The organism is Streptomyces wuyuanensis (genome assembly GCF_900103455.1).
Lineage (GTDB): Bacteria > Actinomycetota > Actinomycetes > Streptomycetales > Streptomycetaceae > Streptomyces > Streptomyces wuyuanensis.
Genome location: NZ_FNHI01000008.1, coordinates 121,403 through 137,126 on the forward strand (window position 1 = coordinate 121,403; position 15,724 = coordinate 137,126).

At 71.9% G+C, this 15,724-nt stretch carries 11 protein-coding genes and 1 pseudogene; 6 read left to right on the forward strand and 6 right to left on the reverse strand.

From position 1 onward, the window contains the following. The first annotated feature begins 31 nt into the window (after positions 1-31). A complete protein-coding gene (locus tag BLT82_RS13970) occupies positions 32-685 on the forward strand; it encodes a TMEM175 family protein (RefSeq protein WP_244291959.1) in 654 nt (217 codons plus the stop codon). A 28-nt stretch (positions 686-713) separates the two neighbouring features. Here BLT82_RS13970 and BLT82_RS13975 read toward each other — a convergent pair whose 3' ends face one another. The 3 genes from BLT82_RS13975 to BLT82_RS13985 form a co-directional block, all read right to left on the reverse strand. Continuing rightward, positions 714-2,495 (reverse strand): ABC transporter ATP-binding protein, encoded by a 1,782-nt coding sequence (locus BLT82_RS13975; protein WP_093654510.1) that lies wholly within the window; start codon positions 2,493-2,495, stop codon positions 714-716. Further along, positions 2,492-4,354 carry an ABC transporter ATP-binding protein gene (locus BLT82_RS13980; RefSeq protein ID WP_093654512.1) on the reverse strand — a complete coding sequence of 621 codons (1,863 nt, stop codon included), beginning with the start codon at positions 4,352-4,354 and terminating at the stop codon, positions 2,492-2,494. The genes BLT82_RS13975 and BLT82_RS13980 overlap by 4 nt, the downstream gene beginning before the upstream one ends. Before the next feature lie 455 nt (positions 4,355-4,809). Then, entirely contained in the window at positions 4,810-6,258 is a 1,449-nt protein-coding gene (locus BLT82_RS13985; RefSeq protein ID WP_093654514.1) for a Gfo/Idh/MocA family protein, read from the reverse strand. 187 nt (positions 6,259-6,445) lie between these two features. On the opposite strand from BLT82_RS13985, the gene BLT82_RS13990 reads away from it, so the two are divergent. Further along, positions 6,446-6,904, forward strand: a complete 459-nt coding sequence (locus BLT82_RS13990) for a GNAT family N-acetyltransferase (protein ID WP_093654516.1) — start codon at positions 6,446-6,448, stop codon at positions 6,902-6,904. Positions 6,905-6,994: 90 nt separating this feature from the next. Here BLT82_RS13990 and BLT82_RS13995 read toward each other — a convergent pair whose 3' ends face one another. After that, positions 6,995-7,450 (reverse strand): MarR family winged helix-turn-helix transcriptional regulator, encoded by a 456-nt coding sequence (locus tag BLT82_RS13995; protein WP_093654518.1) that lies wholly within the window; start codon positions 7,448-7,450, stop codon positions 6,995-6,997. 95 nt (positions 7,451-7,545) lie between these two features. On the opposite strand from BLT82_RS13995, the gene BLT82_RS14000 reads away from it, so the two are divergent. Next, complete coding sequence (locus tag BLT82_RS14000; RefSeq protein ID WP_093654520.1) at positions 7,546-9,366, forward strand: ABC transporter ATP-binding protein; 1,821 nt, start codon at positions 7,546-7,548, stop codon at positions 9,364-9,366. Positions 9,367-9,495: 129 nt separating this feature from the next. Next, complete coding sequence (mltG, locus tag BLT82_RS14005; protein WP_093654522.1) at positions 9,496-10,374, forward strand: endolytic transglycosylase MltG; 879 nt, start codon at positions 9,496-9,498, stop codon at positions 10,372-10,374. A gap of 355 nt (positions 10,375-10,729) precedes the next feature. Here mltG and BLT82_RS14010 read toward each other — a convergent pair whose 3' ends face one another. Beyond that, a complete protein-coding gene (locus BLT82_RS14010; RefSeq protein WP_244291971.1) occupies positions 10,730-11,872 on the reverse strand; it encodes an NAD(P)-binding domain-containing protein in 1,143 nt (380 codons plus the stop codon). Beyond that, a pseudogene (locus BLT82_RS14015) lies at positions 11,867-12,972 on the reverse strand (aldehyde dehydrogenase family protein); the annotation flags it as partial. The pseudogene BLT82_RS14015 and the gene BLT82_RS14010, both read right to left, overlap by 6 nt. A 286-nt stretch (positions 12,973-13,258) precedes the next feature. Here BLT82_RS14015 and BLT82_RS14020 point away from each other — a divergent pair. Continuing rightward, a complete protein-coding gene (locus tag BLT82_RS14020) occupies positions 13,259-13,681 on the forward strand; it encodes a YjbQ family protein (RefSeq protein ID WP_093654524.1) in 423 nt (140 codons plus the stop codon). A 638-nt stretch (positions 13,682-14,319) separates the two neighbouring features. Continuing rightward, positions 14,320-15,618, forward strand: coding sequence for a hypothetical protein (locus BLT82_RS14030; RefSeq protein ID WP_093654526.1), 1,299 nt, complete (start codon positions 14,320-14,322; stop codon positions 15,616-15,618). The last annotated feature ends 106 nt before the right edge of the window (positions 15,619-15,724 follow it).

The window sequence follows — 15,724 nt, forward strand, 5'->3', positions numbered from 1 at the left end:
GCCCGCGGTGACCGCCGGTAGCGTCCCCGCCGTGAGCACACCGACGAGCGAGGGGGAGGACGAGAGCCCCGGCGCGATCATCGGGCCCGATCGGCTGCTCGCCTTCGGAGACGCGGTCTTCGCCATCGCGATCACCCTGCTCGCCCTCGACATCACCGTGCCGGGCGACCTGGAGAACGGCGACCTGGGCCGGGCGCTCCACCGGGCTCTCTCCGACATCGGCGCGTACCTGCTGAGCTTCGTCGTCATCGGGGTGCTGTGGCTGAGCCAGCACGCCCTGTTCCACCGCGTCGCCCGACTCGACTCCTGCCTGCTGTACCTCTATCTCGCGCTGCTCGCCGTGATCGCCGCACTGCCCTTCCCGACGCGGCTGATCAGCGAGTACGCGGACACCGCGGCGGCGACCGCCGTGTACGCCGGCTCCATCGCCGCCGCCTCGGCCCTGATCACCGCCATGACGCTGCGGCTGGTGGTCCGGCCGGAACTGGCCACACCGGGCGCGGCGCCCCGCCGGCTGCGCCTCGCCGTGTACGAGGGCCTGGTCATGGTGGCCGTCTTCGCGGCCTCCGTGCCCCTGGCCTTCGTCTCCCCGAGGGCCGCCCAGTACTGGTGGCTGGCCGCCGTCCCGGCGCGCGCCTGGCTCTCCCGGCGGATCCGGACGGCCCCGCCCGCGGGCCGACCGTAACCGCCGACCGCCGGGCCGGGACGCCGGCTCACCCGTGCCAGGACCGCCACAGCGCCGCGTACGCCCCGTCCGCCGCCACCAGGTCGTCGTGGCTGCCCAGCTCGCTGATCCGGCCGTTCTCGACGACCGCGATCACGTCCGCGTCGTGCGCGGTGTGCAGACGGTGCGCGATGGCCACGACCGTACGGCCGTCCAGGACCCTGGCAAGTGAGCGCTCCAGACGGCGGGCCGCCCGGGGATCCAGCAGCGATGTCGCCTCGTCCAGCACCAGCGTGTGAGGGTCCGCGAGGACGAGACGGGCGAGGGCGATCTGCTGGGCCTGGGCCGGGGTCAGCGCCAGGCCGCCCGAGCCCACCTCCGTGTCGAGCCCGTCGTCCAGGGCCCGCGCCCAGGCGTCCGCGTCGACCGCCCCGAGCGCGGCCCACAGCTCCGCGTCCTCCGCGGCAGACCGGGCCAGCCGGAGGTTGTCGCGCAGCGAGCCGACGAAGACGTGGTGCTCCTGGTTGACCAGCGCCACGTGCTCCCTGACCCGCTCAGCCGGCATCCGGGAGAGCTCGGCGGTGCCGAGCGTCACCCGGCCGGTGCGCGGGGCGTAGATCCCCGCGAGCAGCCGGCCCAGCGTCGACTTGCCCGCGCCCGACGGGCCGACCAGCGCGAGCCGGGTGCCGGGAGGCACATCCATCGACACGCGGTGGAGCACGTCCACGCCCTCGCGATAGCCGAAGCGCACCTCCTCCGCGCGGACCGTGCGGCCCTCGGGCCGCTCCCCGCCGTCCCCCGCGCCGGGCTCGATCTCCCGCACCCCCACGAGCCGGGCCAGCGAGACCTGCGCGACCTGGAGCTCGTCGTACCAACGCAGGATCAGGTTCACCGGGTCGACCATCATCTGGGCGATCAGCGCACTCGTCGTCAGCTGGCCGATGCCGATCCAGCCCTTCAGGACGAACACGCCCCCGACCATCAGCACCGACCCGAGCACGGTCACATGGGTGAGGTTGACGACCGGGAACAGCACCGAACGCAGCCACAGGGTGTACCGCTCCCAGGCGGTCCACTCCTTGATCCGCCGGTCCGACAGGGCCACCCGCCGGGCCGCGAGGCGGTGGGCCTCCACGGTCCGCCCGGCGTCGACCGTCTCCGCCAGCACGGCGGCCACGGCCGCGTACCCCGCGGCCTCGGAGCGGTAGGCGGCGGGCGCCCGCCGGAAGTACCAGCGGCAGCCGATCACCAGCACCGGCACCGCCACCAGCACGGCCGGCGCCAGCGGCGGAGCGGTCGCGGTGAGCCCGGCGAGCAGCAGCACCACCCAGAACACACCGATCGTCAGTTCCGGCACGGCCTCGCGCATCGCGTTCGCCAGCCGGTCGATGTCCGTGGTGATCCGGGAGAGCAGATCACCCGTGCCGGCCCGTTCCAGCACTCCCGGCGGCAGCCGCACCGACCGTACGAGGAAGTCCTCCCGCAGATCAGCCAGCATCCGCTCGCCGAGCATCGCGCCGCGCAGCCGCACCAGCCGTACGAACACGGCCTGGACCAGGAGCGCCACGGCGAACAGGGCGGCCGTGCGGCCGAGGTGGAGCTCGCGCTCGCCGTTCGCCAGCCTCTCGACGAGTGAGCCGAGCAGCCACGGGCCGGCCATGGAGGCCACGACCGCCACCGTGTTGACGCCGATGAGCACTCCGAAGGCCCGGCGGTGCCGGCCCATCAGCTCCCGAACGTAGGCACGCACGGTCGCCGAGGTGCCCACGGGCAGGGTGGCCGCCGTCCTGGGGGCCGCCGGATCGTACTCCGGCGGCGCCACGCCGATCATGCCGTCTCCTCGATGTCGATGTCGATGCCGGTACCGACGCCCGCGGTCCGTGCCGCCTCCGCGGCGCCGGGACCGCCGTCCTCCCCCTTCCGGGCGACGTGCCCGTTCGGAGCCGCACTCCCGTCCTCCGGCTCACGGGTCACCACCGCCCGGTACCGCGGTTCGTCGCGCAGCAGGTCGCGGTGCGTTCCCACGGCCTCCACCGCCCCCTCGTGGACCAGGACGACCCGGTCGGCCCGGTCGAGCAGCAGAGGCGAGGACGTGAACACCACGGTCGTCCGGCCCTCCCGCAGCGTCCGTACGCCGTTCGCGATCCGTGCCTCCGTGTGCGAGTCCACGGCGGAGGTCGGCTCGTCGAGCACCAGCACGTCCGGGTCCGCCACCAGCGACCGGGCCAGCGCCAGCCGTTGGCGCTGCCCGCCGGAGAGCGACCGGCCGCGTTCGGTGATGGGCGCCGTCGCCGGGTCCTCGTCCAGGGACGCCTGGGCGAGCGCGCCGAGGACGTCGCCGCACTCGGCCGCGGCCAGTGCCGCCTCCGCCGACACCGCGCGGGAGGCCGGCACGTTCAGCAGTTCGGCGAGCGTGCCGGACAGCAGTACCGGGTCCTTGTCCTGCACCAGGACCTTCGTCCTGGCCGTCTCCAGCGGGAGTTCGTCGAGCGCCACGCCGCCGAGCAGCACGGACGGCAGCCCCTCCGGTTCGGGCGGATGGCCGCCCAGGCGTTCGGCGAGCCGCCCCGCCGCGTCCGGATCGCCGCACACCACGGCGGTCAGCCGGCCGTCCGGGGCGAGCAGCCCGGTGGCCGGGTCGTAGAGATCGCCCGCGGCGGGGACCGTGCCCGCGACCCCGGGGGCGCCGCCGGTCGCCCGCTCCAGGGCCAGCACCCGCGCCGCCCGCCGCGCCGATGGGCGGGAGAAGGAGTACGCCATCGCGATCTCCTCGAAGTGCCGCAGCGGGTAGGTCAGCAGCATCACCGCGCTGTAGACGGTGACGAGTTCACCGACGTCGATCCGGCCGTCGCCGACCAGCCCGATGCCGTACCAGACCACGGCGATCAGCAGCAGGCCCGGCAGCAGCACCTGGAGCGCCGTGATCAGCGACCACATCCGGGCGCTGCGGACCGCGGCGCGGCGCACCTCCTGCGAGGCGCGGCGGTAGCGGTCGAGGAACAGGTCCTCGCCCCCGATGCCGCGCAGCACGCGCAGGCCCGCGACGGTGTCGGAGGCGAGTTCGGTGGCTCTGCCCGCCTTCTCGCGCTGGACGTCGGCCAGCCGGGTCGCGCGGGGCAGCAGCGGCAGCACACCGAGCGCCATGACCGGGACGCCCAGGGCGACGAGGACGCCGAGCGCGGGCTGGTAGAACAACAGCGCCACGCAGACGAGGACGATCGTGAGGGCAGCGGCGAGAAACCGCGAGACGGCCTCCACGAACCAGCCGATCTTCTCGACGTCGCTCGTGGAGACCGCGACGACCTCGCCGGCGGCGACCCGCCGGGTGAGCGTGGAGCCGAGCTCGGCGGTTCTGCGCGCGAGCAGTTGCTGGGTGCGCGCCGCCGCGGTGATCCAGTTGGTGACGGCCGTGCGGTGCAGCATGGTGTCGCCCGCGGCGATGCACACGCCCGCCAGCGCGATCAGCCCGCCCGCGAACGCGAGAGCGGTGCCGGAGCGCTCCACGACGGACTGGACGGCGATGCCCACGCCGTAGGGGAGGGCCATCACGGAGGAGAAGTGCAGCAGTCCCCAGACCAGTGACGCGAACTGGCCGCCGAGCTGACGCCGCCCGAGCCAGACGAGAAATCTGAGACCCGACCTGACATCAGGTGTGCCGGGATCGGGGAAGGGGAGATCGCGAATCTGCATGACATCCCAGATCGTTCGGAATGAGCGGCTCGGACGTGCAAGGTTCACTCTCCGCGGTCGCACGGGGCAACCGATTTTCGGGGCGACACCGGCAATCCGGCCAAGATCGCCCGAAGCCTCCCGCTTCCGGGCGCATCTCCGGGGTACGTCCGCCGACGAGGCGGGCGGAGTGCGGCGCGGCGCTCGTGCCCGGGCGGCCCACCGTCGTTGCGCATGCGGGACGGTTCTGGAGCCGGCCGCATCGTGGGGGAGTGCCGGCCGGAAGGATGGCGGGCTCCGGATGTTCCGGATGCCGTCCGCGCCTTCGTCGGTTTCTGCGGACGGGCAGGGAGCTGCGCGGCGGGCGCGGCGGGCCGGGAGAAGCGCGCCCAAGGCAGTACCGGGCGGGGAGCCGGGCCGGCGTGACCCGCCGCGGGACCCGGGCGGTGCGGCCGGGTCCCACGGCACGCGGCCGGCTAACCGGGCCGTTCCGAGTCCACCCCGGAGCGGGCCTTGCGCCACTCGCCCCGGGTGAAGTCCGGGAACTCCTGCGGGGCACCGTTCGCCTTCACCGACAGATGGCTCAGCGGAACCGGAGCCGTCCACGTCGCCGCGTCGTACACGTCGAAGTCGGGCGCCAGACCCAGCAGCATGCACTGCATCAGCCGGAACACCATGATGTAGTCCATGCCTCCGTGGCCGCCGGGCGGGTTGCTGTGCTCCTTCCAGAGCCAGTGGTCCCAGTCGGCGTAGGAGGCGAAGTCCCCCCACTGGTGGTTCTTGTGGTCGGGCTCCACATAGATCCGTGCCGGGTAGTCCTCGAACACCCCCTTGGTGCCGCCCAGGCTGTTGATCCGGCTGTAGGGATGCGGCGTCGAGACGTCGTGCTCGAGCCGTATCACCCGTCCCTTCGCCGTTCGCACCATGCTGATGGTGCGGTCGCTCTCGATGTACGTCTCCTTCCAGCTGGCGTCGCCCGGAGGCACGTGCGCCTCCCGGTACTCGGCGAGCCCCAGCGCGGGAGTGCCGAAGCTGCTGATGCTGACGGGCCGGTCGCCCCGGTTGACGTCCATGTAGTTGGCCACCGGGCCGAAGCCGTGGTTGGGGTAGAGGTCCCCGCGCAACCGGGTGTGCCACAGCCGCCGCCAGGGACCCTCGTAGTACGTCGGCGAGAACATCAGCTCCCGCAGATCGTGGTTGTAGGCGCCGGCTCCGTGCAGCAGCTCCCCGAACAGCCCGGCGTGCGCCATCCGCAGCACCCGCATCTCGTTCCGCCCGTAACAGCAGTTCTCCAGCTGTACGCAGTGGCGCCTCGTGCGCTCCGACAGATCGACCAGCGTCCACAGTTCGTCGAGACGCATCGCGACGGGGCACTCCACACCGACGTGCTTGCCGTTCAGCAGCGCCGACCTCGCCATCGCGAAGTGCAGCTCCCAGGGTGTCGCGACGTAGACGAAGTCGATGTCGCCGCGCTCGCAGAGCTTCTCGTAGTCGTGCTCGCCCTTGGCGTAGACGGCGGGTGCGGGCTGTCCGGCGCCGACCACCTTCGCCGCGGCGGCCTCCGCCTTGTCCTTCACCGGGTCGCAGACCGCGACGACACGGACGCCGGGCACGGCCAGATACAGCTCGATCATCGAGGCGCCGCGATTGCCCAGGCCGATGATCCCCACCCGGACGGTGCTCCGCCGTTCGAACGGAACTCCCGCCATCGTGCGGCCTTTGCGGGTGGGAGCGGCGGTCCGCGACACCGTCTCCGCCGCGCCCGCGCCCGCGCTCTCCGCCGCCGAAGCCGTCCCGCTGCCGGCGGCACCGAGCGCCAGACCGGCCCCGGCGACTCCGGCGGTCGTCCTGAGAACGGAACGGCGGCTCACCGAGCCGCCGTCGCCGTCCCCGGTGCCCTGGTTCCCGGGTGCTGCGTCGTTCATCGAACCTCCTGTAGCCGGTGCACATGGCTGGTTCATGAATTCCGGTAAGGACCCTGGCCGTTGGGACTCCTGAGAGGCAAGAGCAGCAGTTGGACTCTTGTTGCCGGGCTCATGGACTCTTGTCGCTGCCGGCGACCGTCCCGGCAGGCCATTCCGGTGACGGCACGAACTCCTTAGGCTGGCGATCATGGCGGACTGGGAGATCCGGCCGGCTTCGGTCGGGGACATCGAGGCGGTCGCCGAGTTGCGGGCCGCGGTGCTGCGGGCCGATCTGGAGCGGCTCGGGCGGTACGACGAGCGGCGGGTGCGACAGCGGCTGAGGGGCGGGTTCGCCCCCGCGCACACCTGGGTGATCGAGGTGGGCGGCGCGTTCGCCGGCTGTGTGTCGCTGCGGCCGGCGGCGGACGCCCACTGGCTGGAGCACTTCTACCTGCTCCCGCGTCTGCAGGGCCGCGGCATCGGTGCGGCCCTGCTGCGGAGGCTGCTGGAGGGGTGCGATCGCGACGGCCTCCGGGTCCGGCTGAACGTGCTCCAGGGCAGTGCGGCCCGGCGGCTGTACGAGCGGCACGGATTCACGCTCGAGGCCGAGGATCCGGTGGACGTGTTCATGGTGCGCGAGCCGGCCCCGGCCGTGCGCGGCGCATGAGCGGAGGGCGGGCGGGCTCGGCCGCCGGATCGGGCACGACTTGAGGTGTCGGGCGTGAGGTGTCGGGTGTGACGTGTCGGACGTGACGGCCTAGCAGGCCGGGCCCGCGCCTCCGTCGGTCAGCGCCGAGAGCAGCCCGCCCAGAGCCTCGCGCTGCTCGGCGGTCAGGGGCGCCAGGATGTCCTCGGCCGCCGCGCGCCGGGCGCCGCGCAGTTCGCGCAGGGTGGTGCGTCCGAGGTCGGTGAGCTCCACCCGCACCACTCGGCGGTTCGTCGGATCGGGAACCCGGCGGACGCGGCCACCCGCCTCCAGCCCGTCGACCAGCGTGGTGACCGCGCGCGGCACCACCTCCAGGCGGTCGGCCAGATCGGCCATGCGCGGGGCACCGTCGTACTGGGCGACCACCCGCAGCAGCCGGGCCTGGGCGGGCGTGATGCCGACCGGCTGCAGATGCTGCCTCTGGATGCGCTGCAGTCGGCGCGTCAGCCGCAGCAGCTGCTCGGCGAGGACGCCGTCCGCGTCGGGAACGGGGCTTGGGGTGGTCATGCACGGACGATATCAGGACCATGTTCATGGTGAGTATAGGTAATAATGAGCTATGCTCTTCGAGCCGACCGGTCCCCGACCCGCGGAAGGAGCCCATGCGCACCCACGACGGTCCGTCCTGGACACCTCCCGACCGCCCGCTGGACCCCACGCTGCCCGCCCAGCCCGCCCAGGTGCGGCGCATCCTCCGGCTCTTCCGGCCCTACCGGGCGAAGCTCGCCGTCGTGGGTCTGCTCGTCGGAGCGGCGTCGCTCGTGTCGGTGGCCTCGCCGTTCCTGCTGCGCGAGATCCTCGACACCGCGATCCCGCAGGGCCGCACCGGCCTGCTGTCGCTTCTCGCCCTCGGGATGATCCTCGCTGCCGTGACGACGAGCGTCTTCGGCGTGCTGCAGACCCTGATCTCGACCACGGTCGGCCAGCGGGTGATGCACGACCTCCGAACCGGCGTCTACGCCCAGCTGCAGCGCATGCCGCTCGCGTTCTTCACCCGGACGCGGACCGGTGAGGTCCAGTCCCGCATCGCCAACGACATCGGCGGCATGCAGGCGACGGTCACGTCCACGGCCACCTCCCTGGTCTCCAACCTGACGGCAGTCGTGGCCACGATCGTCGCCATGCTTGCGCTCGACTGGCGGCTCACGGTCGTCTCCCTCGTACTGCTGCCGGTGTTCGTGTGGATCAGCCGCAGGGTCGGCCGCGAGCGCAAGGCCATCACCACCCAGCGGCAGAAACAGATGGCGGCCATGGCCGCGACGGTCACCGAGTCGCTGTCGGTCAGCGGCATTCTCCTCGGCCGCACCATGGGCCGGGCCGACTCGCTCACCCGGTCCTTCGCCGACGAGTCGGAGCGCCTCGTCGATCTGGAGGTCCGCTCCAGCATGGCCGGGCGGTGGCGGATGGCCGTCATCGCCATCGTCATGGCGGCGATGCCCGCTTTCCTGTACTGGGCCGCGGGTCTCACCCTCCAGTCCGGCGGGTCCACGATCTCGATCGGCACCCTCGTCGCCTTCGTCTCGCTGCAGCAGGGACTTTTCCGTCCCGCCGTGAGCCTGCTGTCGACGGGCGTCCAGATCCAGACGTCACTCGCCCTGTTCCAGCGGATCTTCGAGTATCTGGACCTCCGGGTCGACATCACCGAGCCGGAGGACCCGGTCCGGCTGGACAAGGTCGCCGGGGAAGTGCGGTTCGAGAAGGTGGGCTTCGCCTACGACAGCAGAAGCGGCCTGACGCTCGACGGCATCGGGATCACAGTGCCGGCCGGCGGGAGCCTCGCCGTGGTCGGGCCCACCGGTTCCGGGAAGTCCACCCTCAGCTATCTGGTGCCCCGGCTCTACGACGTCACGGAAGGCAGGGTCACCCTCGACGGCGTCGACGTCCGCGACCTCGACTTCGACACCCTCTCCCGGGCCGTGGGCGTCGTCTCCCAGGAGACGTACCTGTTCCACGCGTCCGTCGCCGACAACCTGCGCTTCGCCAAGCCGGACGCCACGGACGCCGAGATCGAGGCGGCGGCACGCGCGGCGCAGATCCACGACCACATCGCCTCGCTGCCCGACGGCTACGACACGCTCGTGGGGGAGCGGGGATACCGATTCTCCGGCGGTGAGAAGCAGCGGCTCGCCATCGCCCGCACGATCCTGCGCGATCCGCCGGTGCTCATCCTGGACGAGGCCACGAGCGCTCTCGACACCCGCACGGAGCACGCCGTGCAGCAGGCCATCGACGCGCTCTCCGCCGGACGTACGACGATCACCATCGCCCACCGGCTCTCGACCGTGCGCGACGCCGACCAGATCGTCGTCCTCGACGGCGGGCGGATCGCCGAGCGCGGGACGCACGAGGAGCTGATCGAGCGGAACGGGCGATATGCCGCCCTGCTGCGCAGGGACGCCCAACTGGCACCGGCCGTTTCCTGAACGGTCTCCTGAGCAGCCGGTCGTGCGGCGCGCCCTCCGTCATCCGTACGTCGGCGCGGAGACCGGTTTGCCGAAGGGCTGACGGCGCGGGTTCCGTTATGTCTGGTTTGAGCGGGTTAGCGTGCCCGTATGAAGAGGGAGTTCCCGAAGGCCCGGCGTCGTCGCCGCATGCTCCGTCTGACGCGCCGTGGCCGACTCCTGCTGTTCGCGGGCGTGGTCGGCCTCATCGGCGCGGCGACGGCCGTCGTCCTGACACTGCTGCCCCAGCCGAAGAAGAAGCCCACCGCGCCACAGGCGCGGCCGAAGACCCTGCTCATCCCGGAAGGGTGGCGGTCCTCGCAGATCTACGCCGCGGTGGACAAGGCGCTCGGAGTCCGAGCCGGCACCACCCGCCGGACGGCCACCGCCGCGGACTCGCGGCTGCGGCTGCCGGCGGACGCCCGCGGCAATCCCGAGGGCTACCTCTTCCCGGCGACCTATCCCGTGGGCCCCAAGTCGACCCCGGGCAGCCTGCTCAGCTTCATGGTGAACACCGCGGGCCATCGCTTCGGCACCTCGTCCCTCAACGACGAGGCGCGACGCCACGGCATGACGCTCCATCAGACGGTGATCCTCGCCAGCATCGTCCAGGCGGAGGCGGACACGGCCGAGGACATGGCGCGGGTGGCGCGCGTCGTGCACAACCGGATCGCCCGGAACATGCCGCTCCAGATGGACTCCACACTCAACTACGCGCTGAACCGCTCGACCCTGGACACCACCCGGCAGGACACCGGTCTGCAGAGCCCCTACAACACCTATGTGCACCGGGGTCTGCCGCCGACACCGATCGGGAACCCGGGCGAGGCCGCGATGAAGGCGGCCGTCCGGCCGGCGAAGGGCGACTGGCTGTACTTCGTCACCGTCAAGCCCGGGGACACTCGCTTCACCGCCGACTACGAGGAACACAACCGGCACGTCGCCGAGTTCAACAAGATCCGCGCCGGCGCGGGCGCCACCTCAGGGTGACCGACGGGCGGTCCCGCCGCCGCGGAGCGAGTCCGCACGGGCGACGGGCGGGGCGGGCGAGGGCCAGCAGCGCCGCCGCGGGGACAAAAGCCGGGCGACGGGGAGCCGCGGGATGGGCCGCACCGCCGGCCACGACCGGGACCTGAGGCACCGGGACCTGAGGCACCGGGATCTGAGTCACCGGGATCTGAGTCACCGGGATCTGACGCACACCGAAGCCTCGGCCGGGCAGGCGGAACACTCCGCCGGCCCCGGGGGCGCTTCGGCGGCCTCGAGGCCGCGAGCCGTCTCGGCCCGGGGGTGTCCAAGCCCGCGGGGCCGTCTCGGCCGTGGGTGTACCAAGCCCGCGGGGGTCTCACACGGGGACGGCGGCGAGATCGCCGGTCGGCTCTTCCGGCGGCCGCGGGGCGTCGGACCGGCCGGCCGGCGGAACCCGGTCCAGAAGGCGCTGGATCTCGTTGACCGCGGCCCGTCCGGCCCGGTTGGCGCCGATCGTCGAGGCCGACGGTCCGTAGCCGACGAGATGGACGCGCTCGTCCCGCACCGCGCGGGTGCCCTCCACCGCGATGCCGCCGCCCGGTTCGCGCAGCCTCAGAGGGGCGAGGTGGTCGATCGCCGCACGGAAACCGGTGGCCCAGAGGATCACGTCCGCCTCGACCGTGCGGCCGTCGTCCCACGCCACCCCCTCCGGGGTGATCCTGTCGAACATCGGCAGCCGGTCGAGGACTCCCTGCTCGCGGGCCCGTCGTATCGCGTCGTTCATCGGCAGGCCCGTCACCGACACCACACTCTGCGGCGGAAGGCCCTTCCGGACCCGCTCCTCCACCAGGGCGACGGCCGCGCGCCCCTGCACCTCGCCGAACGGGCCCTCGCGGAACACCGGTGGCCGCCGGGTCACCCAGGTGGTCCCCGCCGCCACCTCTGCGATCTCCATCAGATGCTGGGTCCCCGACGCCCCGCCGCCGACCACGACCACCCGCTGTCCGGCGAACGCCTCGGGCCCCGGGTACTGGGCCGTGTGCAGCTGCCTCCCTCGGAAGGTCTCCTGGCCCGGGTAGCGCGGCCAGAACGGCCGGTCCCAGGTGCCGGTGGCATTGACGAGCGCCCGTGCGGCGTACACGCCCTCCGACGTCTCCACCCGCAGCCGGCCGCTCTCGCCCTCGCGCACCGCGAGGACATGGACGGGCCGGTGCACCCGCAGCCCGAAGGCGTCCTCGTACCGGGTGAAGTACTCGCCGATGACCTCGGAGGACGGTCGGCCGTCGTCGGCGCCGGTCAGCTCCATGCCCGGCAGTGCGTGCATGCCGTGCACCTTGCCGTACGTCAGCGAGGGCCACCGGAACTGCCAGGCACCGCCGGGGCTCGGGGCATGGTCGAGGACCACGAAGTCGACATCGGGACGCAGTCCCACCCGCCGCAGGTGGTACGCGGCGGACAGCCCCGCCTGCCCGGCTCCGATGACGACCACGTCCGTGTCCCGGCCCGCAAAATCGTTCACGGTTCTACTAACAGGGGAGGTGTCGTGGATCTTCCCGCCGCTGCCGGAACTCGCCCGGCCCGTCCGCGGGACCGGCCCACGACGGTTGCGGGGCCGCTCAGAGGAAACCGACGCATTGGCGATCCGGCAGTCCGAGCCGTCGGCGGCGAGGAACCGATCGGCCTCCCGCTGGTCCCGAGTGAAGGTCGAGGACGACAGCCTCTGGGGGAAGCCGTTGTGCAGTTCGATCGCCTCCTCGAGCGCCCGGTACGTCATCGCGTACAGGATCGGCGCGAACGTCTCCTCGCGGACGACTGCGGTCCGCGCCGGCATCCCCATCCCCGCAGGGCGCACATGCGCGGCTGCCGGCGCCTGCTCCCCGCAACAGGCGGTCGCCCCAGGTCAGCAGGTTTTCGCCGTCCGCCTGCGCCGCCTCCAGAGCCTTCGCCACGGCGTCCAGGGCCCGCTCCGAGATCAGCGGTCCGACCAGGGTGTCCTCCCGGAACGGATCGCCGACCGGCAGCGAGGCGCAGGCGCGGACGATCCTTCCGTGAGCGCGTCGGCGATCTCCGTGCACGATCAGCCGCCGCAGGCTCGTGCAGCGCTGCCCCGCCGTGCCGGCCGCCGAGAAGACGATGCCGCGCACGGCGAGGTCGAGGCCGGCGGCCGGGGTGAGGACAGCCCCGTTGTTTCCGCCGAGTTCCAGAAGGCAGCGGCCGAAGCGGGCGGCGACCCGGGAGCCGACCTCCCGCCTCGTGCCGCCGATCCGGTGGCGGGGACCAGTGCCACCCGCGGATCCCTGGGGACCGGCCGCCCACCGCACCCACGGCCGCCGAGCAGCAGCCGGTGGAACCCGTCGGGCGCTCCGCTGTCCCCGGCCGCCCGGCGGAGCAGGGCGTCGCAGGCCAAGGCGGTGAGCGGGGTCAGCTCGGCGGGCTTCCACACCACGGAGTCGCCGCACACGAGAGCGATCGCCGTGTTCCAGGACCAGACCGCGACGGGGAAGTTGAAGGCGGAGACGACACCGACGGCACCCAGGGGGTGCCTGCTCTCGGACAGCGGGTGGCCGTGTTGTTCCGAGGCCGCGTCCGCCCGTACAACTGGCGCGAGAGACCGGCCGCGGCGCCGTGACGACGGCGGGCACGTGAGGGGACCGGTCACCGTGGCGACAGGTGGTACCGGGCGTGCTCCGGCGGGCGCTGGAAGGCTCGCCGCAGGGGTGCGGCTGGAGTGCTGAAGAGGCGTCAGCAGCCGCGGCGACACGCGGCGGAGGCCACCCGCAGCGGGTCGATGTGGCCGCGCGTGGTGAGCAGGGCTGTACGCAACACGCGACCCCCTCCACGGCCGGTCAACGGTGTCTCGCCACGCGGACGCGCGATCTTGCGGGCCGGGCGGGAGGATGGGGGTATGCCCCAAGCCTTCACCACCCGCGTCCTCGATCTCACCACCGGTACGGCGGAGGTCGTGACCGACCTGACCAGCCTGTGCGAGAAGTTCCTCGCGGAGACCGCCGGCGGCCGCGACGGCCTGCTCAACGTGTTCGTGCCCCATGCCACCGCGGGCATCGCGCTGATCGAGACCGGCGCGGGCAGCGACAACGACCTGCTGTCCGCGCTGCACGTGCTGCTTCCCGCGGACGACCGCTACCAGCACCGGCACGGCAGCCCGGGCCACGGCCGGGACCACGTCCTGCCCGCGCTGGTGCCGCCCCACGCCACGCTGCCGGTCGTCGGAGGGATGCTGGAACTCGGGACCTGGCAGTCGGTCTGTCTGGTGGACACCAACAAGGACAACCCGCACCGGCAGGTCCGGCTGAGCTTCCTGGGCTGATCAAGATCGCCCTGGGCGCGGCCGCGGGATCCCCGTATGGGCCGCGGCCGATCGAGACGTGGCCTCACCTGGTGAGACAGAAAGCCTGTCGGCTATGCGTTGGTCCACCCGGCCGCGTTGGAGTACGACTCGTAGCTGTGCCGAGTGCTGCGGTTCCATTCCTCGCCGGTGAGATGCTCGTGCGCGTTATCGGGTACATGGATCAGCACCTCGGCCCACACGAGGTCGTCGACGAACGGTATGAAACGTTCCGGGGCTCGAAGTGCGTTCTCGTTCTCCCCACGCCGTGCCGCAACGACGGCAGCCCGGGTGTACAGGAAGGCATCGCCCGAAGCCCGTCGCCGTACTCCTTGCGGTCCAGCCTGTACAGAGCCCAGGAGAGCTGCTCGGCGAGGCCGCCCACGTCGGTCACAGGACCGTTCGCCAGGCGTGCCGTCAGGGCAGCGGCGAGCTGATCACCCTCAGGGTCGGGGGTTGATGGGCGCACTCTTCGATGAGCTGCCAGAAGACGTCTTCGTTCATGCCGAAGAGCATGGTGGAAGGGGACGTCGCCCGTAGCTGAATGAACGAGGTTCGAGGTTCATGCGGTTCCTGTCGGACGTCAGCCATAGGCTGTTGCCGGAATTCAAGGGGGGACGATGACTGACGACCGCATGGCAAACGTGCCGGTGTGGACGCTGGCGACCGGAGACGTCCGAGTGCCCGCATTGACCGGGGACGAGCCGATGACGGCTGAGCGCTTGGCTGAACTGCGCGGCGTTCTGGCAGTCCTGGCCGACGAGCCGATCGCCACACTCGAGGTACATCCGCTGCCCGACGAGCTCGACCGGAGCCGAGGCATAGCGCTCGACGTCGCGAGTCCCTTGGCACAGCACCTGTCGCAGCTCATCACGCAATCGGCGCGAAGTTCCTCCACGGCGACCGCTGCCGGAGAAGGCCTGTATCGCATGGTGGTTCCGGCGAAGGTCGCCGCCCAGTTCGGGCAGGGCATCGTTCGCCCGATGGCGTCGAAGGCAGCGTCGGGTGGCATCCACGGTGCACTCGTGAACTCGACGGGCATCGCCGCCCAGGCGACGTTCGTGCCAGTCGGCAAGGCGGCAGCAGCGGGCGCAGCCGGTGGAGCCGGTGCGACGGCCGGCGTCGCGGTCGCCGGCAGCGCGGCTCTCACCGTGGCCGCACCGCTCGTGCTCATGGCCGTCGCGGTGGGGGTGAGCGCGAACGTCGACCACAAGCGCCAGCAGGCCATCGAGCACATCACGGAACTGCTGGAACAGCTGAAGGAACAGAAGCTCGAGGACGAGCACAGTGAACTCGACGGCTGCCGCGATGCCATCGACAAAGCCACTGCCATTCTGCTCGACCAGGGAAAGCCCGGTGTCTCGCTGGGACTGGACTCGGCAGTTCATGCCATCAACACGGCGCTGGGCGCCGCTGACCGCCGTCTTGCCCAATGGCAGAGTGCCCTGGACAAACTGCCCGAAGGCGAGGCCGTCGAGCTCGGCACGCTGACCAAATCTTTCCCGGGCGTCGACGATCACGGCGGTACGTTCCGTACCCACCTCGAACTCGCCGCCTTGGCCATTGCGCTGAAGCGGCGGGTCGTCGTCCTGCAGGCCGTCGAGCATGCCCAGAGCGACCCCGGCAACCTGTTCCAGAACTTCGCCCGCGCACTCAAGCGCGACCAGCAGCGCCTCGACGAACTGGAGTCGAGCATCGCTGGCGTCCTGGTACGCCTGTCGGCGCTGGAGCTGGCACGCCCGAACGGATTGCGGCCCGTCTTCACGAATGGTGAAGTCGACCGCCTGATGCGCGCGGCACACCGGATTCACAGGCTGAGTGACGGCGTCACGGTCAACAGCGGCACGACAGACGTGGCGATTGAGATCGCCCGCAACACGGACGGCTCGGTGGTCGTGTTCCCGGCGCTGCCCGCGTAGGCGCAGCCCCGCACCACTCACTTCGCGAGTAGTGCGGGGCTGTCGTCCGAAACCTCTAACACGGCTACGGCGCGTCCCTCGTCCGCTGTCCGTTCATCCGGGCGCG